This is a genomic window from Acidiphilium sp. 34-64-41, assembly GCF_002282635.1.
Classification (GTDB): domain Bacteria; phylum Pseudomonadota; class Alphaproteobacteria; order Acetobacterales; family Acetobacteraceae; genus Acidiphilium; species Acidiphilium rubrum.
Window position 1 is genome coordinate 17530 of record NZ_NCJX01000028.1, and the last position, 18394, is coordinate 35923.

Below are 18394 nucleotides of genomic sequence, written 5' to 3' on the forward strand. Positions count from 1 at the left end.
CATGAACATCGCCCGCCTCGCGCATTTCGGTTTTCTGACCCTGCCGGATTATTCGATGATCGCGGTGACCAGCGCGATCGAGGCATTGCGCATGGCCAACCGCTGCGCAGGGCGGAGCATTTACAGCTGGACCGTCTACGGGCTGAACGACACGCCGGTTGCCGCCAGCAACTGCATGACGATGGCGCCCACCGCCGCGCTCGATCAGCCAAGCCGCGCCGCCCCGCCGGATCTGCTGTTCGTGTGCGGCGGGGTCGATGTGCGCAGCGTGGTCGGCCGGCCGTTGCTCACTGCGCTGCGCCGCGCCGCGCGCGATGGCGTGCCGCTCGGCGCGTTGTGCACCGGCACCTTCGCCCTGGCTGAGGCCGGGCTGCTCGATGGCTATCGCTGTGCCGTGCATTGGGAAGATGCTGCATCGATGCGCGATGCGTTTCCCGCGATCGAACTGGTCAATGAATTATTCGTGCTCGACCGCAACCGCCTGACCTGCACCGGCGGCATCGGCCCGCTCGACATGATGCTCTATTTGATCGAGGCGAAGCTCGGCCGCGTGGTGGCCGAGCATGTCGCGGTCACCTTCATTCTCGATCGCATCCGCACCAGCGGCGAGCGTCAGCCGATCGCGGCACAAGACCGCGCCCGCTCCGACCAGCCGACCCTCGCGCGCGCCATGACCATGATCGAGGATCAGATCAACGAACCGCCGAAACTGACCGACATTGCAGCGCGCCTCGGAATTTCCCTGCGCCAGTTGCAGCGCCTGTTTCGCGCGCATCTGGGTGAAAGCCCGGCGAGTTTCATCAAGGCGCTGCGACTGCAGCGCGCGCAGGCCATGTTGCAGGCGCGCGAAATGCCGGTGACGGAGGTGGCCATGGCGTGCGGTTTCGGGTCGAGTGCGTATTTCGCCAGCGCCTATCGGGCGCATTTCGGCTATTCACCGCGCGCCGAACGGCAGTTGCGCGCCATCGCTGCCGTGTCGCGCAGCGCGATGCGCCTGTCATGAGCGCCAGCACCGATGCGTTGTTCCGCCCGCTCACGCTGCGCGGCCTGACCATCCGCAACCGGCTGATGAGCACCAGCCACGCGCCGGGCTACGGGCGCGACGGCAAGCCGCAGGAGCGCTATCAACTCTACCACGCCGAAAAAGCCAAAGGCGGCATCGGCCTGACCATGTTCGGCGGCTCATCCTCGGTGTCGCTCGATAGTCCGGCCGCGCCCTGGAATCAGGTTTCGGTCGCCGATGACAGCGTGATCCCCTATTTCCAGCAATTCGCCGATCGGGTGCACGCGCACGGCGCGGCGCTGATGATCCAGCTCACGCACATGGGCCGCCGCACGCGCTGGGATACCGAGCACTGGCTGCCGACCATCTCCGCCTCGCCGCTGCGCGAACCCGCCAGCCGGTCGATCCCGCGCGAAATGAGCCAGGACGATATCGACCGCGTGGTGGCCGACTTCGCCCAAGCCGCCCGGCGCGCGCGTGAAGGCGGGCTGGATGGCTGCGAAATCTCGGCGGCCCACGGCCATCTGGTCGATCAATTCTGGTCCCCCTCGGTCAACCGCCGCACCGATGGCTACGGCGGCTCCCTGCTCAACCGCATGCGCTTCGGCTTCGAGGTCCTGGCGGCGATGCGCGCGGCCGCCGGCGATGATTTCGTGATCGGCATGCGCATGTCGGGCGATGAATTGTTCGATGAAGGGCTGAGCGGCGAGGATTGCGTGACTATCGCCGCCGAGCACACCAGGCGCGGCCTGGTCGATTTCGTCAACGTGATGGGCGGCCAGGCGCGCGACCATATGGCGCACGCGGTCTCGCTGCCGAACATGGCGTTTCCGGTCGCGCCGTTCCTCTATCTGGCGAGCGCGATCCGGCGCGAGGTCGAAGTGCCGGTATTCCACGCCCAACGCATCACCGATTTCGCAACCGCCGCGCGCGCCGTGGCGGAAGGCCATGTCGATATGGTGGCAATGACGCGGGCACACATCGCGGACCCCTATATCGGGCGCAAGCTGCTGGAAGGCCGCGCGGATGACATCCGCCAATGCGTCGGCGCCGGCTATTGTATCGACCGGATCTACACCGGCGCCGATGCGCTGTGCATCCAAAACGCCGCGACCGGGCGTGAAGCGACCATGCCGCACGTCATCGCAAAGGCGGCAACCGCGCGGCGCATCGTGGTGGTCGGCGCCGGTCCGGGCGGGCTTGAAGCCGCCCGCGTCTGCGCCGAGCGCGGCCATCACGTCGTTCTGTTCGAGCGTGAGAGCGCGTTGGGCGGGCAGATCAACATCGCGGCCAAAGCCGGCTGGCGTGAGGCTTTGTCCGGCATTCCCCGCTGGCTTGCGGCACAGGTGCGCAAGCTGGGCGTCGATATCAGGCTGGGCATCGCGGCGGATGCCGCGCTGGTGCTGGCCGAACGGCCGGACATCGTCGTGGTGGCAACCGGCGGGGCCGCAAACCCGGGGCTGATGCCGGGGGCCGATCTGGTCACCACCACCCAGGCCGTGCTGCGCCAGGGCATCGACCTGAGCGGTTCGGTGCTGCTGTACGATGCGATGGGCCAGCACAATGCGCCATCCTGCGCGGAATACCTCGCAACCAGGGGCGCGCTGGTCGAACTCGCCACACCAGACCGCATGGCGGCCGAGGAAGTCGGCACCACCAACCAGCCAGTGCATCTGCGCAACATGTACAAGCTCGGCGTCATCGTGACGCCGAACCTCGATATCGTCGCGGTCCGGCGCGAGGCCAACCGGCTGGTGGCGGTGCTGCGCAACACGATGGACATGGTCGAGGAAGAACGCGTGGTCGATCATGTCGTGGTCGATTTCGGCACGCTGCCGGTCGATGCCGTGTTCACCGATCTGAAAGATGGCGCGGTCAATCGCGGCCAGACCGATGCGGCGGCCCTGATCGCGGGCCAGCCCCAGCCGCATCAGGGTGAGGCGGGCTATCGGCTTTACCGGATCGGCGATGCGGCGGCCGGGCGCAACATCCACGCCGCCATCTACGACGCGCTCCGCCTGTGTAAGGATTTCTGATGGCGTTCGGCGCGCTGGTCCTGCTGGCATGGCTGCTGCTGGCCGGCGTCGCGGTGCAGGTGGCGCGGCTGGGGCTGCGGTGGCGGCGCGGTGCCGGCGCATCGGTCGATTGGCTGGGCGGGTTGCGCGCGCTGCCCCGGCGCTACCTGGTCGATGTTCATGCGGTCGTCGCGCGCAAACCGGCAAGCTCCGTCATGCATCAGGCGATCGCCGGCGGCCTGCTGGCCGCAACCGTGCTGCTGCTGCTGGCAGCGATCCCCGCCCTGTTCGCGGCGGCGCTCTACTGGCTGCTGATCGCGCTCGCCTTCGCGGTCGCTCTGTTCGGCGCGGTGCTGGTGCGGCGGCGGCGGGTGCCGGTGAAGCCAGCGTCGCTCTCGGCTGGCGCGTTTCTCACCCTGCCCGCCTATCTCGGTGCCTATGCGGCGGGCGGGCTGATCGCCACACTGCTGCCGGGCGTGCCCGGGCTGCTCGGCGTGGCGCTGGCCGCGTGCGGCGGCATCGGGCTGGTCGCTCAGATCACCGGCGGCCCGATGCGCCATGCCGTCGCCGGCGCGCTGCACCTCGCGGCGCACCCGCGCCCGGCCCGCTTTGCCGGTGGCGCGGCGAGCGATCTGGCGCCGCTCGATCTCGATGCCGCCCGTCTCGGCGTCGCCACGATCGATGATTTCGCCTGGAACCGGCTGCTCGGCTTCGATGCCTGCATCCAGTGCGGCCGGTGCGAAGAGGCATGCCCCGCCTTCGCTGCCGGCCAGCCGCTCAACCCCAAGGCGCTGATCCAGGATTTCTGCGCGGCGAACCGGAAGGGAGGCACAGCCTACGCCGGCAGCCCGCACCCCGGCATCGCATCACCCGGCCCGGTGCTCGGCGTGCTCCACGCCGAAACGCTGTGGTCCTGTACCACCTGCCGCGCCTGCGTCGCCGCCTGCCCGATGATGATCGAACATGTCGATGCGGTGATCGATATCCGCCGCAACCTCACGCTCGAGCACGGCGCCGCGCCCGGCAAGGCCGACGCTGTGCTGGCCGCCCTGCGCTACGCCGGCAACACCAGCGGGCTCGCACCGGCGCAACGGCTCGACTTCGCGGCAGGGCTGAAACTGCGCGTGCTCGCACCGGGCGAGGCGGTCGATACGCTCCTGTGGCTGGGCGATGGCGCGTTCGACCGGCGCTATGGCGCAACCCTGCGCGCCCTGATCGGCATCATGCGCGCGGCCAAGCTCGATTTCGCGGTGCTGGGACCAGCCGAGCGCGACTGCGGCGACCTCGCGCGCCGGCTGGGCGACGAAGCCGGCTTCGCTGCGCTGGCCACGGTCAACGTCGCGATGCTCGGCACCATGAGCTTCACCCGCATCGTCACCGCCGATCCGCACGCGCTGCACGTGCTGCGCCAGGAATATCCCGCGTTCGGCGGGCATTACACCGTGGTCCACCACACCGCGCTGATCGATGAACTGATCACCACCAACCGCATCACCCTCGCACCGGCCACCAATACCGTCATCACCTATCACGACCCCTGCTACCTCGGCCGCTACAACGGCGAGACAGCCGCACCACGCCGGGTGCTGGCGCGGCTCACCGGCCAGGCGGTGGAAATGGCGCGCGCGCGCGAGGCCTCGTTCTGCTGCGGCGGCGGCGGCGGCGCGCCGGTCACCGATATTCCGGGCAAACAGCGCATCCCCGATCTGCGGATGGAACAGGCGCGCGAAACCGGCGCATCCCTGGTCGCGGTCGCCTGCCCCGGCTGTACCGCCATGCTCGAAGGCGTCATCGGCCCGCGGCCGCTGGTGCGCGATATCGCCGAACTGGTGCACGAGGCGCTGCAATGATCCGGCGCGATCCCCGCGCCGAACGCGACGCCATGGTGGTATCGCGCACGCCCCGGCTGCGGCTGGACCGGACGCACCGGGGCGGCGCGCTCCTCACCCGGGCCGATGCACCCGTCGCCGCCCCCACGATCATCCACATCGCCGAACCCGCATTCCTGGTGTTCGCCGTCATCGAAGCCGCAGGCGGTGCGCTCGGTCGGCACGACCGCCAGGTGATCGGCGCCGCCCGCACGCTGGCAGGCCGGGATGCGGCGGTGGTCGTGCTCACGCCCCATCTGCCCTCCCAGGCGCCCGATGCCATCGGTACCGCCGGCGGCGACCGCACGATCACGCTCCCCACCCCGACCTACGACCCCGAACGCAGCGCCGCACTGATCGCCCAGGCGATCACCGATCACGCCCCCCGCCACGTCGTCTTCCCGGAATCAGCCGATGGCGGCGACCTCGCCCGCCGCGTCGCCGCCCTGACCGAAGCCGATCTCTTCGCCGGTGCCGAAAGCCTCACCCCAACCCAGGCCATCCGCCCAGCCCAGGCCATCCGCCCAGCCCAGGCCGGGCGGGTCGAACTGCGCGCCACCTCGCCCCGCCTGATCAGCATCGCGCCGGATCGCATCGCGCCCTATCACGGCGCACCCCACGCCGCCGATCCGCTGCCGACGCCCGACGCCGCCGCCACGCCAGGCGGCATCCGCGCCGCCACCACCCTCGCGGTCGATGCCGGGACCATCCCGCTCGATCAGGCGCCCCTGGTCATCGCCGCCGGCAACGGCGTGACCGATTTCGCTGGGTTTCTCGACCTCGCCCGCGCCCTCGGCGCGACACCGGGCGCCAGCCGCGTGGTGTGCGACGCCGGCGCCCTGCCCCGCGCCCTGCAGGTCGGCGCCTCCGGCACCGTGCTCAATGCCGAATGTTATATCGCCCTCGGCATCTCCGGCGCGCCGCAACACCTCCAAGGCATCGGCACGGTCGAACACATCGTCGCCATCAACACCGACCTCCACGCCGCCATCATCGCCCGCGCCGGCCTCGCCATCATCGCCGATGCCCAGGACGTGATGCAGGCCCTGCGAGCCATGCTGTGAACATCATCGTCCTGCTCTCCGCCGGGCGCGACCCCCAATCCGGCACGCCACGGCCACCGGCCTGCACGCCGGCGAACCCGACCCATCCGTGCTCGATGCCCTCGGCCACGGCCTCACCACACTCACCCTGCTGCGAACCAACCCCGCCGATGACCCCCTCGCCGCACTCGCCGCCGAAATCGACCGCACCCGCCCCGATCTGATCCTGGCCGGCCGGCGCGGCCGCGGCGGCACCGACTCGGGACTGCTGCCCTATCGGCTGGCCCGCGCCCGCGCTATGCCAATCGCCGCCGACGCCATCGCCATCGAACCCGACGGCAACGACCTCGCCATCCTCCAGTCGCTCCCCCGCGGTGCCCGCCGGCGCCTCACCCTCGCCCGGCCCGCCATTGTCACAATCCACGAAGCGGCCCCACCCGCCCGCACCTTCGCCTTCCGCGCAAGGCGCAGCGGCACAATTCACGAAAAACCCGGCATCCCCGCCCCCAGCCCCACCGACAATCACGAAATCCGCCCCTACCGCCAACGCCCCCGCCTGATCGCCGAAACCACCCAACCCACCACCGCCGGCCACCTCATGCTCGCCCCCACCCCCGAAACCGCCGCTGCTGCTGTGCTCGCGTATGTCGAACAGTTCCGGGGGCGGTGAGGGTGAGGTGGAGGTAAGCAAGGCCAAGGGGCTCTGCCCCCTGGACCCCCGTTAAAGGCGGAGCCTTTAAAATCCATTAGTTTTAGGCAAGGGGAGGGCGCTGCCTCGGTGGTTCCGTCGATCTGGCCTGTGTCGCCCTCCCCTTGCCTAAAACTAGCGGGTTCTAAGGGCTCCGCCCTTAGTGGGGGGTTCGGGGGGCAAAGCCCCCTGATCTTGCTTTCTTCCGCCTCACCCGCACCACCCCCGGCATCAGTTCGGCTTACGTGGGGCCAGTGCCAGGGACAGTTCGCGGAGGCGGGTGGCATCGACGGGGGCGGGTGCGCCCATCATGAGGTCTTGGCCTTGTTGGTTGAGGGGGAAGGTGATGACTTCGCGCAGGTTGGGTTCATCGGCGAGCAGCATGACCATGCGATCGATGCCTGGTGCGGCGCCGCCGTGGGGTGGGGCGCCGTAGCGGAAGGCGTTGAGCATGCCGCCGAACTGGGCTTCGACGATTTCGGGTCCGTAGCCGGCGATTTCGAAGGCGCGCAGCATGATTTCGGGTTTATGGTTACGGATGGCGCCGGAGCAGAGTTCGACGCCGTTGACCACGATATCGTACTGGAATGCCTTGATGGTCAGCGGGTCGCGGGTATTGAGGGCTTCGAGTCCGCCTTGGGGCATCGAGAACGGGTTATGGCTGAAGGCGATTTGTTTGGTGTCTTCATCCATTTCGAACATCGGGAAATCGACGATCCAGCAGAATTTGAAGCTATCGTTGCTGATCAGGCCGAGGTCGTTACCGAGTTTGGTACGCACGCTGCCGGCAAATTTCGCGGCGGTATCGCGCGGGCCGGCGGCGAAGAACACGGCATCGCCCGGATTTGCGCCCACGGCGGTGCGGATGGCTTCGGCGCGCGCCGGTTCAAGGTTTTTCGCGATCGGGCCTTTGGCGCCGTCCGCCTCGAAAATGATGTAGCCGAGGCCGCCGGCGCCTTCGGTGCGGGCCCAATCGTTGAGTTTATCGAAAAAGCTGCGCGGGTTGCCTCCGGCGCCGGGTGCGGGGATGGCGCGGACCACGCCGCCGGCCGCGACAATTTTGGCGAACAGGCCGAAGCCGGAATCCCGGAAGGCATCGGTTACGTCGGCGATTTTCAGCGGGTTGCGCAGATCGGGCTTGTCCGAGCCGTAGGTCAGCAGCGCGTCGTCGTAGGCGATGCGCGGAAACGGCCAGTCGCTGACGGTTTTGCCGCCGCTGAATTCCTTGAACAGGCCGCCGAGCACGGGTTCGATCGTGGCGAACACTTCTTCCTGATCGACGAAGCTCATTTCGAAATCGAGCTGGTAGAATTCGCCGGGGGCGCGATCGGCGCGGCTGGCCTCATCGCGAAAGCAGGGCGCGATCTGGAAATAGCGGTCAAACCCGGCGACCATCAGCAATTGCTTGAACTGCTGGGGTGCCTGGGGCAGGGCGTAGAACTGGCCGGGGTGCAGGCGCGAGGGCACCAGAAAGTCGCGCGCTCCTTCGGGTGATGACGCGGTGAGAATGGGGGTGGTGAATTCGGTAAAGCCGCGCGCGGTCATCTCCCGGCGTAGCCAGGTCACCACATTGGCGCGCAGCATGATGTTGCGGTGCAGTTTCTCGCGCCGCAGATCGAGGAAGCGGTAACGCAGGCGCAGGTCTTCGGGAAACTGGGCATCGCCCGCCACCTGGATCGGCAGCACATCGGCGGCGGATTGCACCACGAAATCCTCGACCCGCAGTTCGATTTCACCGGTCGGCAGCCGCGGATTGACGGTAGCGGCGTCGCGCGCGACCACCGTGCCGGTCACTGTGATCACGCTTTCGACGCGGGTGGCTTCCGCCAGGTCGAACACGGCGGAGCCGTTCGGGATCACGCATTGGGTGATGCCGAAATGATCGCGCAGATCGATGAACAGCAGCCCGCCGTGGTCGCGCTTGACGTTGACCCAGCCGGAGAGGCGGGCGGTGCTGCCGGCATCGGCCGCGCGCAGGGCGCCGCAGGTATGGGTACGATATTCGTGCATCGGGGACCAGTCCTGAATGAAATCAGGGGCAAATGGACGTCGTGGGTCTTTCCTGTCAAGACAGGGCGTGGCACTCCGTTATAATGAAGCCGCACGTTAAATTCGCCGAACCCGTCCTGATCACCACCAGCGAAGCCCTGGCCGCCCTGTGCGAACGCCTGGCCGCTGAGCCGTATGTGACGGTCGATACCGAGTTCATGCGTGAGCGGACCTATTACCCCGAATTATGCGTGATCCAGCTTGGCGGTGTCAGCGATGTCGCGGTGATCGACGCGCAGGCCCCCAACCTCGATCTGGCACCGCTCGGCGCGTTGTTCGCGAACCAAGGCGTGGTCAAGGTGTTTCACGCCTGCCGGCAGGATATCGAGATTTTCCTGCTGAAATTCGGTGTCGTGCCGACCCCGATTTTCGACACCCAGGTGGCCGCGATGGTCGCCGGGTTCGGCGATCAGGTGGCGTATGACACGCTGGTGTCCTCCCTGGCGGGCGGCAGCATCGACAAGGCGCACCGGTTTTCCGACTGGCAGGCAAGGCCGCTTTCACCCGCGCAGGTCACCTATGCCGCGGCCGACGTAACCTGGCTGCGCCTGGTGTACGAGGCGTTGCGCGATCGGCTGGTGCGCGAGGGCCGGCTCGATTGGGTGGCCGAGGAAGCCGCTATTCTGAACGAGCCCGGCACCTACCGCACCGACCCGGCGGACGCGTGGCGTCGGCTGAAGCTGCGCGGTGCCAACCGCCGGCAACTCGCGCTCGTGCAGGCGATCGCGGCGTGGCGCGAGCGTGAGGCGATGCGGATCAACATTCCGCGTCAGCGCGTCATCAAGGACGAACAGATCCCTGAACTCGCGGCCCTTGCCCCCGGCGATGCCGAGGGGCTGACGCGGGTGCGCGGCATCACCCGCGGCTTCGCCGAGGGTAAATCGGGCACCGCCCTGCTCGGCGTGATCGCTGCGGCCAAGGCGCTGCCGGAGCGCGACCTGCCGCACCTGCCGCGCGCCAACGACATGATGAAGCCATCGCCCGCGCTGGTCGCCTTGCTGAAAGTGCTGCTCGCCGAGCGCGCCAACGCCAATCACGTCGCGGCACGGCTGATCGCGTCAGGCGATGATATCGATGCGTTGGCCGGCGAGGATGCGCCCAATCTGCCCTGCCTGTCCGGCTGGCGGGCGGACGTGTTCGGCACGGATGCGCTACGTCTAAAAGCGGGCAAAATCGCCCTGGCAGCCAAGGGGCGCCGGGTCGAGGTGGTGGAGTTGGCGGGATAAGATTACGCGCCCGGCTTGGAACCCGTGGTGCCGGGCTCACACATTCCCATGCTGCGCAAACCATGCGGGCAATTTCTGGCGCGTCTGATATCGGACTGATTGCAGTAGCGGCAGCCACAGGCCGGAACGACGACACCGTCATTCCGGCCCGGTTTTAGATTACTGCACTTCCTGCGGCGGCGCCTGTTCTTCCTGATCGCCTTCGGGTTTCGGCAGCGCCGGCTTCGGCGCTTCGGCGATATCGAACGCGAGGGCGCCATCGCGGAAGCTGACCTTCACCGCACCACCGGTCACCAGCTTGCCGAACAGCAGCTCTTCGGCCAACGGCTTCTTGATCAGCTCCTGAATAACGCGGGCAAGCGGCCGCGCGCCATAGAGCGGGTCGTAGCCGCGCTCGGCCAGGAACTCCTTGGCGGCCGAGGAGAGCTCGATCGTCACGTTGCGGTCGGCCAACTGTGCCTCGAGCTGCATGACGAATTTTTCGACAACCTGCGCCACGATTTCCGGCGTGAGGCCGGCGAACGGGATGATCGCGTCGAGACGGTTGCGGAACTCCGGCGTGAACATGCGCTTGATCGCTTCCTCATCCTCGCCCACGCGCACCTCCCGGCCGAAGCCGATCGCGGCCTTGGCCATATCGGCCGCACCGGCGTTGGTGGTCATGATCAGAATAACGTTGCGGAAATCCACGTTCTTGCCGTTGTGGTCGGTCAGTTTGCCGTGGTCCATCACCTGCAGCAGGATGTTGAACAGGTCCGGATGGGCCTTTTCGATTTCATCGAGCAGCAGCACGCAATGCGGGTGCTGATCGATCGCATCGGTCAACATGCCGCCCTGATCGAACCCGACATAGCCCGGCGGGGCGCCGATCAGGCGCGAGATCGAGTGGCGTTCCATGTATTCGGACATGTCGAACCGCGTGAGCTCGATCCCCAGCGTGCTGGCCAACTGCCGGGCGACTTCGGTTTTACCGACGCCGGTCGGGCCGGAGAACAGATAGCAGCCGATCGGCTTTTCCGCATCGCGCAGCCCGGCCCGCGCCAGCTTGATCGCGGCGGAGAGTGCCGAAATGGCGGCATCCTGCCCGAACACCATCGATTTCAGGTCGCGTTCCAGCGTGCGCAGCGTCTCCTTGTCGTCGGCCGAGACCGATTTGGGGGGAATCCGCGCGATCTTGGCGACAATTTCCTCGACGTCGCGCAAAGTGACGGTCTTGCGGCGCTTGTTTTCCGGCAGCAGCATCCGCGAGGCGCCAACCTCGTCGATCACGTCGATCGCCTTGTCCGGCAGCTTGCGGTCGTGGATATACTTGGCCGAAAGCTCGACCGAGGCGCGGATCGCATCGTCCGTGTAACGCACCTTGTGGTGTTTTTCATACACGCCCTTGAGCCCGCGCAGGATCTTCACCGCATCGTCGATCGAGGGTTCATTGACGTCGATCTTCTGGAAGCGCCGCACCAGCGCCCGGTCCTTTTCGAAATAGGTGCGGAACTCCTTGTAGGTGGTCGAGCCGATGCAGCGCAGCGCGCCGGAGGACAGGGCCGGTTTGAGCAGGTTCGAGGCATCCATCGCCCCGCCCGAGGTCGCGCCGGCGCCGATCACGGTGTGAATTTCATCGATGAACAGCACCGCACCGGGCAGAGCCTCGAGCTCGGAAACCACCGCCTTCAACCGCTCCTCGAAATCGCCGCGGTAACGCGTACCGGCGAGCAAGGCGCCCATGTCCAGCGAATAGATGGTCGATTTCGCAAGCACTTCCGGCACATCGCCATCGACGATGCGCTTGGCGAGGCCCTCCGCGATCGCGGTCTTGCCGACGCCGGGGTCCCCCACGAACAGCGGGTTGTTTTTCGAGCGGCGGCACAAAATCTGGATCGTGCGCTCGATTTCCATCTCGCGGCCGATCAGCGGATCGATTTTGCCGGCCTGCGCCTTCTTGTTCAGATTGACGCAGTAATTCGCCAGCGCGTCCTGGCCGCGCTTGGGCTTCTGCTCGGCCTCCGCCTCGGTGTTCTCGGCGCTGCCGGTAGGCGTGCGCGGCACCGAACGGCCGGGCGATTTGGCGATGCCGTGGCTGATGAAATTCACCGCGTCCAACCGCGTCATGTCCTGCGCCTGCAGGAAATACACGGCATGGCTTTCCCGCTCGGAGAACAGCGCGACCAGCACGTTCGCCCCGGTCACCTCATCGCGGCCGGACGATTGCACATGGATGGCGGCGCGCTGCACAACGCGCTGGAACCCGGCGGTCGGTTTCGGGTCACCCGCCCGATCGGTCGCGAGGCCGGCCAGATCCTTGTCGAGAAATTCGGTGCTCTCACGGCGCAGCCGTTCGATATCGACGCCGCAGGCGCGCAACACGGTGAGCGCATCGGCATCATCGATCAGCCCGAGCAGGAGATGTTCGAGGGTGGCGTATTCGTGGCGACGCTCGGCGGCAAACGCCAGAGAGCGGTGCAGGGTTTGTTCAAGATTGCGAGACAGCATATTAAAATCCACTCCTAGCCGGGCTTCCGGCGGGCGGCCCATGCCACCCTGGTCAAGCCCGATACGGCTCAGCCGCGAAATCGGTCGTCATGCGTAGGCTCGGCACGTACGGTGTCTGTATAACACTATCATGACATGATACCGCACAAACCTTTCGCAATGATGACCAAAGGAGATCACCCCTGCAAATTTATCGGCCGCAGGACGATGGTTCATCGTCCTATTCTTTCTCAATCGTACATTGCAGCGGATGTTGGCTCTGGCGCGCCAGATCCATCACCTGGGTCACCTTGGTCTCGGCGATTTCGTAGGTGAACACACCGCACACCCCAACGCCGCGGCGGTGCACATGCAGCATGATGCGGGTGGCCTCCTCGCGGCTTTTCGAAAAAAACCGCTCGAGCACGTGAATCACGAACTCCATCGGCGTGTAGTCGTCGTTCAGCATCAGCACCTTGTAGAGGGCCGGTTTGCGAGTCTTGGTGCGCGTCCGGGTTGCCACCCCGGTGCCCAATCCATTGCCAGTACCACGACGATCAGAGCCAGACATCAACCTAATCTCAATTCTTATCCGATGCAGCATATCCACAGGTCGCCCGGATGGGAAAGCAAAATTTGCATCACGGGCGCGATTGTCTGCACGATTGTCCGTGAGCAGGCCGCCCCAGCGCCGCCATCGGGCGTCAGAACTTCGCCGATACCGCGAGCGAACCGTATTCATGAATGCCGCCGATCTGCCCGACATAGCGCCGGGTCTGGAACACCTGGGTATAGCTCAACCGCACCCCGTGCCAGATGATCGCGACCCCGGCATCGAGCTGGCCGACCGCATGGGTCGGGTTGACCGCACGGCTCGACTGGAAATCGGCCCCCGACAGAAATTCATCATGCCCGACCAGCTTGCCCGCCACCCCGCCGAACACATACCACACCAACGGCCGCGTCTGGCGATACGCATCCGACCCCGAAGGCCCCGGGCGCAGCAGCGGCGCGCCGAAATCGGAGTTCAGCCCCTCGCCGATCCGAAACGACACCGCCGGCTCCAGATACGCCTCGGTCGTGCCGACCATGCCGGAGAGCTGCGGCAGCGCATCCACCTCCAGCCCATTGCCGAACTGCGCGACCCCGACACGCCAGGTGCGCGAGGCCAGCACATCGAACGCGGGTTCCGACGGCAATTGATACGCCCAACCATGCGTGCCGCTCTGGCCGATGATCGAATGAAACCCGTTCTGCACAATCTCGGCGCCGGCATCACGCCCGACCACCCCGGCATCGAACCCCAGCACGGTGCGGGAATTGTGCGTATCCTGGATCAGTTCAACCGTGCCGAGCAGCGACCCCGCATACGGCTCGTCGTTCACCGGCGGGTTGATCGCCTGGGTCGCGGCGGGGGTAAAAATTTTCTGGGTCAGGCTGATGCTGATCCGCTGATCACCGGCCCCCAGCAGGTCATGCCCGAAAGTGGCCACCGCATCCGGCAGCGCCCCCTCATGCGAGGTCCAGCCGATGTGCAACCCATTGACGTAGTACCGGTCCGTCAGGCTCTGCGTACTGATCGAGGCGTTTTCATCCTGGATCGTCCAGGTGCCGGATGGAAAACCCGCTCCCGCAGCCGCCGTGGTTGTCGTCGATTGCGCCTGACCCTGCGCGATCCCGAGCAGCGGAGCGGCGCAAAGGGCGATCAGAGCCAGTGACTTGGTCATGCGGGTCGTCCTGAATGTCATGTCGGACGGCAGACGCCCGATATTGGTGGTTCGCAGCCTGAATGTATGGCGCGCCGTGGCCGCGAAGCAAGATGGCTGTGCGGATTCCGCCACACTGACATCGAAATCCGCGCGCTTTTCGCATGGAACCTATGAGGAATACATCCGTTTCAAAGTACGGATCGTAGCGTAAGTTATAGTTCGAGAGCGAAGTTAATTGAGCGTAACCAAACGCTCACCGTTTCACTCGCTTCAGGAAGTTTTGGAATATAGCCATGAGACGCTTTGCACTGACATCCACCATCATCCTCGGCGCACTCTGGGTCGCGCTGGGCGGTTTCGCAAGCGCGGCGCAGGCCCCCTCGCCCGTGGGTGACTGGCTGACCGGGCGCGGCGGTGCCGTCGTTCAGATTGCCCCCTGCGCCGATCAACCCGGCCTGTGCGGCCATATCGTCGGCCTGATGCTCAACCACGGCGCGGCCATCCCGTCCGACTACCAGGGCCAGCCTCAATGCGGCTTCGAGCTGATCCGCCCCTCCGCCGAGCACGGCAGCGCGTGGCACGGCGGCATCGTCGATCCGCGCAACGGCAGCGAATATCACGCCGAATTCCACGTCACCAACGCCGGCGAACTCGCGCTGCGCGGCTACATCGGCCTGCCGATCTTCGGGCAGACCCAGCATTGGATGCGTTACCAGGGCCAGGTGCCCCACTCCTGCCGCATCAACCAGGCGCAGATGGCACAGTCCAACCAAGGCCAGACCCAGCGCAACGACTGAGCGCGGATTTCAGTCAACCGAGGCATCGGGGCCGCGCCAATCTGGGGCGCGCCAGCCTGGGGGCGCCAGCCGCGTTTTGCCGCCCTGTCTGTCTCGTCATCTTGACAGGGGCAGCAGGGCCTCGCACCCTCAGGGCATCGGCACCTTGGGGAGAAAACCGTTTTGAGCACAAAAGCCATTCGCATTCACGCCCATGGCGGACCCGAGGTTCTGCGTTGGGATGATGTTCCCACGCCGGAGCCCGGTCCGGGCGAGGCGCTGATCCATCACGAGGCGATCGGGCTCAACTATATCGACATTTATTTCCGTATCGGCCTCTACAAAATCCCGCATCTGCCGGCGACGCTCGGCATGGAGGGTGCCGGCGTGGTCCGCGCAATCGGCGCCGGCGTGACCGAGGTTTCAATCGGTGACCGCGTCGCCTACGCCGGCGGCCCGATCGGCGCCTACGCGACCGAACGGGTGATCGCGGCGGACCGCCTGGTGAAACTGCCGGACAGCATCGATTTCGCAACCGGCGCCGCCATGATGCTGCAGGGCATGACCGCCCAATATCTGATCCGCCGGACCCATCGGGTGCAGCCCGGCGAAACCATCCTGGTCCACGCGGCAGCCGGCGGCGTCGGGCTGATCCTGTGCCAATGGGCCAAGCAGATCGGCGCCATCGTGATCGGCGTGGTCTCCACCGAGGAAAAGGCCGAAATCGCGCGCGCCCACGGCGCCGATCATGTGGTGATCGGCCACGCCAATCTGGCGGCCGAGGTCAAGCGCCTGACCGATGGCGCGATGGTGCCGGTCGTCTATGATTCGGTCGGCAAGGACACGTTCGCGCCGAGCCTCGATTCCCTCGCACCGCTGGGGCTGATGGTCAGCTACGGCAACGCCTCCGGCCCGGTGCCGCCGATCGATCTGGGCATGCTGGCCGCCAAGGGCAGCCTGTTCCTGACCCGCCCGACGCTTGCGACCTACACGGCCAAGCGCGAAGATCTGGTCGCGGTCGCCAATGATCTGTTCGATGTGGTGGCGAGCGGGGCTGTAAAAATCCGCGTCAACCAGACGTTTCCACTGGCCGAGGCCGCCGCCGCACAGGAAGCGCTGGAGGCAAGGCGCACCACCGGCAGCACAGTCCTGATCCCCTGATCGCACCCGATATCACGGGTTCGTGCAGATCAAAGCCGGCCCCGCGAGCACCAGAGGCAATCATCGCGAAGTATAAAAACCGGACTTCACCAGTACTGATTATTTGCGAAAGACTCGCAATTGGTTGAAATCAGGCAAATGACACTTGCCGAATGCCGTTGACGGCCTAAAGTAACGATAGTCCGCCAGCCAACACGAAGAACAGGAGTCACCAATGTCTGAGAACCCGAAATTCGATGGTCGTCGCGCCCTTTTGAAGAAGGCAGCCGGTCTTTCCGCGGCAATCGCCGCCGCAGGCGTGGTCGCAACCCAGTCCGCCAAGGCCGCCGGCATGGCGCAATCCGCCGTGCAATACCAGGACAAGCCCAAGGGTGGTCATCAATGCGATGGTTGCGCGCTGTACGTCCCCGGTTCCTCGGCGACCGCGAACGGCAAGTGCAAGGCCGTCGCCGGTTCGATCGCGCCGACCGGCTGGTGCACGCTGTGGAGCCCGAAATCCTGAACGGATTTCATCTCCGCGCGGCGCGTCCCGCCCGCTTCTGACAAGAACGCCCGGTCCATCAGGACCGGGCGTTTTGCTGTCGGATCAACGAAACCGCAGATTACTTGCCGGTCTCGACCTGGCCGCGAATCTCGCCGGCCGGAAACTTCACGGTGTGGACGTTCACATACGCCATGCCATCGAGCAGAACCTTCGCCTGATCCGCCGTGATCTTCGCGTGGCCGGTGATCGGGCTGGCATGCGGACCGCTGATCGGCACCAGGACCGGTGCATTCTCACCCGGTTTCGCCGGACCGTGGAAATGCGACATCGTCACTTTGCTGGTCAGATGGCTATATACGACATGCCAGTAGAGCATGTGCGTGGTCGAATTATAGTGGCCGGTCATCTTGCCCTTGCCCATCGAGCCGGTCACGGCGGCGCCGGGTGCGAGGGTCGCGTGCAAATAAGTCACTTTGGCCAGGGCAACGCCCGAAAAGGCGATGACGGCAGCAGCCGTTAACGGCATGATGCGGGTTGCGGATAGGCGCATGGTCGATCTCCCTTGATAAACGGCACAGCGCCGCTTTGCGCATATGGGGTGGCTGATGCGTCCGCAAGAAGGCATTGCAGCAACAGCCCTGCCGGCGGGGCAGGCAGCAAGGTCAACAAGTGCCTGACGTATCGGCAAACCACCGGAACCGGCTGCGCCGCCATGTCGCCGCCGTTCAAGCATTTGCGCCAATGAAGTGCTTGCGTCCCGCCGGTTTGCGGCGCAGAGGCCGCTGATGCAGGACAGTTCTTTCAGTGCCGATGCAATCAAGGGCATCCGCCGCATGTTCATCCGCGATCTGGTGCTCGATGCCGCCATCGGGGTCTATGCGCATGAGCACGGGCGGACCCAGCGGATCAGGATCAATCTCGATCTCGCGATCGAGGATCAAGCCGCACGCCCCGGCGGCCGCCACTTGTCGCGCCCCGGCGTCGGGCGCGATGATCTGGCGCGCGTCGTCGATTACGAGCAGATCGTGATCGCCACACGGGCGACTGTAGCGTCCGGTCACGTCCAACTGGTCGAAACACTGGCGGAACGCCTGGCCGAACTCTGCCTCGCGGATGCGCGGGTGATCGCGGCCCGCGTGACGGTCGAAAAGCTCGATGTCTTCCCCGATGCCGTCTCCGCCGGCGTCGAGATCGAGCGTCGCCGCACACCTTGACCTTCCCATGGTGGCAATCACCATAATACGTGCGCGGCCCCATCATGGGCCAGAGGAGATCGATCATGGTTGAACTTCACGTCGGCGGCATGACCTGCGGCCATTGTGTGCGCGCGGTGACCGAGGCGGTGCACAGCGTCGTCGCGCAAACGCCGGTCGAGGTCGATCTGCTGACCGGCACCGTGCGGATCGATGCCGCCGACCCTGCTGACACCGCAGCCATCACCGCCGCGATCATCGGCGAGGGTTACACCGTTACCTGACGCTCAGCCGCCAGACCCGCACCGACGCACCGGTGCCGGCGCCGGTCTCACCTCAGCGGCCAGCCAGGGCGCTGCCGCCCAGAAACCCGGCGGAGTGATCCGCGAACAGCGGGACCGCCATCAGCACGAACCCGATGATCAGCAACATCGCAGCGATGAACGGAAACACATCGGCAAAGAACGAAACCCCTTCGGGTAGGCGCGGCAATGTGAGCCGCGCTTTCAGCAGATCGACTTGTGGTGCCAGTTCCGCACGCGGCAGCGCAACACTGGTTGCGCGCAGGTGCGCGGCAACATTCCGCTCCGGCAAGGTTGTGATGGACATATAATGATCTCCATTACTCATCGGTCGGTAATTAAGACGACATTTTGCTAGTCGTATGTTTGCGGGGGTGATATAATTCCGGCATGAAACGGGACGGTCGCAGA

Annotated in this window: 17 protein-coding genes; 11 read left to right on the plus strand and 6 right to left on the minus strand. The window is 65.8% G+C overall.

From position 1 onward, the window contains the following. The first annotated feature begins 1 nt into the window (after position 1). From B7X49_RS07950 to B7X49_RS07970, 5 genes are all read left to right on the plus strand, one after another. Complete coding sequence (locus tag B7X49_RS07950) at positions 2–1003, plus strand: GlxA family transcriptional regulator (protein ID WP_286703572.1); 1002 nt, start codon at positions 2–4, stop codon at positions 1001–1003. Further along, positions 1000–3039, plus strand: coding sequence for an NADH:flavin oxidoreductase (locus B7X49_RS07955; protein WP_286703573.1), 2040 nt, complete (start codon positions 1000–1002; stop codon positions 3037–3039). Before B7X49_RS07950 ends, B7X49_RS07955 begins: the two co-directional genes overlap by 4 nt. After that, positions 3039–4868 (plus strand): DUF3483 domain-containing protein, encoded by a 1830-nt coding sequence (locus B7X49_RS07960; RefSeq protein WP_286703574.1) that lies wholly within the window; start codon positions 3039–3041, stop codon positions 4866–4868. The genes B7X49_RS07955 and B7X49_RS07960 overlap by 1 nt, the downstream gene beginning before the upstream one ends. Continuing rightward, positions 4865–5950, plus strand: coding sequence for an electron transfer flavoprotein subunit alpha/FixB family protein (locus B7X49_RS07965; RefSeq protein WP_286703575.1), 1086 nt, complete (start codon positions 4865–4867; stop codon positions 5948–5950). The genes B7X49_RS07960 and B7X49_RS07965 overlap by 4 nt, the downstream gene beginning before the upstream one ends. 88 nt (positions 5951–6038) lie before the next feature. After that, positions 6039–6599: an electron transfer flavoprotein subunit beta gene (locus B7X49_RS07970; protein WP_286838936.1), complete on the plus strand. Its 561-nt coding sequence runs from the start codon at positions 6039–6041 to the stop codon at positions 6597–6599. Positions 6600–6848: 249 nt separating this feature from the next. On the opposite strand, the gene aspS is transcribed toward B7X49_RS07970, so the two are convergent. Then, entirely contained in the window at positions 6849–8627 is a 1779-nt protein-coding gene (aspS, locus tag B7X49_RS07975; RefSeq protein ID WP_286703577.1) for an aspartate--tRNA ligase, read from the minus strand. Between the two features lie 83 nt (positions 8628–8710). Here aspS and rnd point away from each other — a divergent pair, with 83 nt between their 5' ends. Beyond that, on the plus strand, positions 8711–9892 hold the full coding sequence (rnd, locus tag B7X49_RS07980; protein ID WP_286703578.1) for a ribonuclease D: 1182 nt from the start codon (positions 8711–8713) through the stop codon (positions 9890–9892). A 159-nt stretch (positions 9893–10051) separates the two neighbouring features. Here rnd and clpA read toward each other — a convergent pair whose 3' ends face one another. The 3 genes from clpA to B7X49_RS07995 all read right to left on the minus strand — a co-directional run bounded on the left by clpA (position 10052) and on the right by B7X49_RS07995 (position 14085). Then, complete coding sequence (gene clpA, locus B7X49_RS07985) at positions 10052–12379, minus strand: ATP-dependent Clp protease ATP-binding subunit ClpA (RefSeq protein WP_029311349.1); 2328 nt, start codon at positions 12377–12379, stop codon at positions 10052–10054. Between the two features lie 220 nt (positions 12380–12599). After that, positions 12600–12929, minus strand: a complete 330-nt coding sequence (gene clpS, locus B7X49_RS07990; RefSeq protein ID WP_029311350.1) for an ATP-dependent Clp protease adapter ClpS — start codon at positions 12927–12929, stop codon at positions 12600–12602. 133 nt (positions 12930–13062) lie between these two features. After that, positions 13063–14085, minus strand: coding sequence for a lipid A deacylase LpxR family protein (locus B7X49_RS07995; RefSeq protein WP_286703579.1), 1023 nt, complete (start codon positions 14083–14085; stop codon positions 13063–13065). A 275-nt stretch (positions 14086–14360) separates the two neighbouring features. On the opposite strand from B7X49_RS07995, the gene B7X49_RS08000 reads away from it, so the two are divergent. The 3 genes from B7X49_RS08000 to B7X49_RS08010 all read left to right on the plus strand — a co-directional run bounded on the left by B7X49_RS08000 (position 14361) and on the right by B7X49_RS08010 (position 16506). After that, the gene (locus B7X49_RS08000) at positions 14361–14864 is read left to right on the plus strand and encodes a DUF2147 domain-containing protein (protein WP_286703580.1); all 504 of its coding nucleotides are present in this window, start codon (positions 14361–14363) and stop codon (positions 14862–14864) included. 162 nt (positions 14865–15026) lie between these two features. Next, positions 15027–16004, plus strand: coding sequence for a quinone oxidoreductase (locus tag B7X49_RS08005; protein ID WP_286703581.1), 978 nt, complete (start codon positions 15027–15029; stop codon positions 16002–16004). A 214-nt stretch (positions 16005–16218) separates the two neighbouring features. Beyond that, positions 16219–16506, plus strand: a complete 288-nt coding sequence (locus B7X49_RS08010) for a high-potential iron-sulfur protein (protein WP_286703582.1) — start codon at positions 16219–16221, stop codon at positions 16504–16506. A gap of 100 nt (positions 16507–16606) precedes the next feature. Here the strand turns inward: B7X49_RS08010 and B7X49_RS08015 are convergent, their stop codons facing one another. Next, a complete protein-coding gene (locus B7X49_RS08015; protein ID WP_286703583.1) occupies positions 16607–17038 on the minus strand; it encodes a CHRD domain-containing protein in 432 nt (143 codons plus the stop codon). Between the two features lie 235 nt (positions 17039–17273). On the opposite strand from B7X49_RS08015, the gene B7X49_RS08020 reads away from it, so the two are divergent. Continuing rightward, positions 17274–17702: a dihydroneopterin aldolase gene (locus tag B7X49_RS08020; protein WP_286703584.1), complete on the plus strand. Its 429-nt coding sequence runs from the start codon at positions 17274–17276 to the stop codon at positions 17700–17702. A gap of 65 nt (positions 17703–17767) precedes the next feature. Then, the gene (locus B7X49_RS08025; protein WP_286703585.1) at positions 17768–17965 is read left to right on the plus strand and encodes a heavy-metal-associated domain-containing protein; all 198 of its coding nucleotides are present in this window, start codon (positions 17768–17770) and stop codon (positions 17963–17965) included. Positions 17966–18017: 52 nt separating this feature from the next. Here the strand turns inward: B7X49_RS08025 and B7X49_RS08030 are convergent, their stop codons facing one another. Further along, complete coding sequence (locus B7X49_RS08030; protein ID WP_286703586.1) at positions 18018–18290, minus strand: hypothetical protein; 273 nt, start codon at positions 18288–18290, stop codon at positions 18018–18020. Positions 18291–18394: the final 104 nt, after the last annotated feature.

Coding starts and splice junctions, on each gene's coding strand:
- B7X49_RS07950 (WP_286703572.1), top strand. CDS start 2: ATGAACATCGCCCGCCTCGCGCATTTCGGTTTTCTGACCCTGCCGGAT.
- B7X49_RS07955 (WP_286703573.1), top strand. CDS start 1,000: ATGAGCGCCAGCACCGATGCGTTGTTCCGCCCGCTCACGCTGCGCGGC.
- B7X49_RS07960 (WP_286703574.1), top strand. CDS start 3,039: ATGGCGTTCGGCGCGCTGGTCCTGCTGGCATGGCTGCTGCTGGCCGGC.
- B7X49_RS07965 (WP_286703575.1), top strand. CDS start 4,865: ATGATCCGGCGCGATCCCCGCGCCGAACGCGACGCCATGGTGGTATCG.
- aspS (WP_286703577.1), bottom strand. CDS start 8,627: ATGCACGAATATCGTACCCATACCTGCGGCGCCCTGCGCGCGGCCGAT.
- rnd (WP_286703578.1), top strand. CDS start 8,711: ATGAAGCCGCACGTTAAATTCGCCGAACCCGTCCTGATCACCACCAGC.
- clpA (WP_029311349.1), bottom strand. CDS start 12,379: ATGCTGTCTCGCAATCTTGAACAAACCCTGCACCGCTCTCTGGCGTTT.
- clpS (WP_029311350.1), bottom strand. CDS start 12,929: ATGTCTGGCTCTGATCGTCGTGGTACTGGCAATGGATTGGGCACCGGG.
- B7X49_RS07995 (WP_286703579.1), bottom strand. CDS start 14,085: ATGACCAAGTCACTGGCTCTGATCGCCCTTTGCGCCGCTCCGCTGCTC.
- B7X49_RS08000 (WP_286703580.1), top strand. CDS start 14,361: ATGAGACGCTTTGCACTGACATCCACCATCATCCTCGGCGCACTCTGG.
- B7X49_RS08010 (WP_286703582.1), top strand. CDS start 16,219: ATGTCTGAGAACCCGAAATTCGATGGTCGTCGCGCCCTTTTGAAGAAG.
- B7X49_RS08015 (WP_286703583.1), bottom strand. CDS start 17,038: ATGCGCCTATCCGCAACCCGCATCATGCCGTTAACGGCTGCTGCCGTC.
- B7X49_RS08020 (WP_286703584.1), top strand. CDS start 17,274: ATGCAGGACAGTTCTTTCAGTGCCGATGCAATCAAGGGCATCCGCCGC.
- B7X49_RS08025 (WP_286703585.1), top strand. CDS start 17,768: ATGGTTGAACTTCACGTCGGCGGCATGACCTGCGGCCATTGTGTGCGC.
- B7X49_RS08030 (WP_286703586.1), bottom strand. CDS start 18,290: ATGTCCATCACAACCTTGCCGGAGCGGAATGTTGCCGCGCACCTGCGC.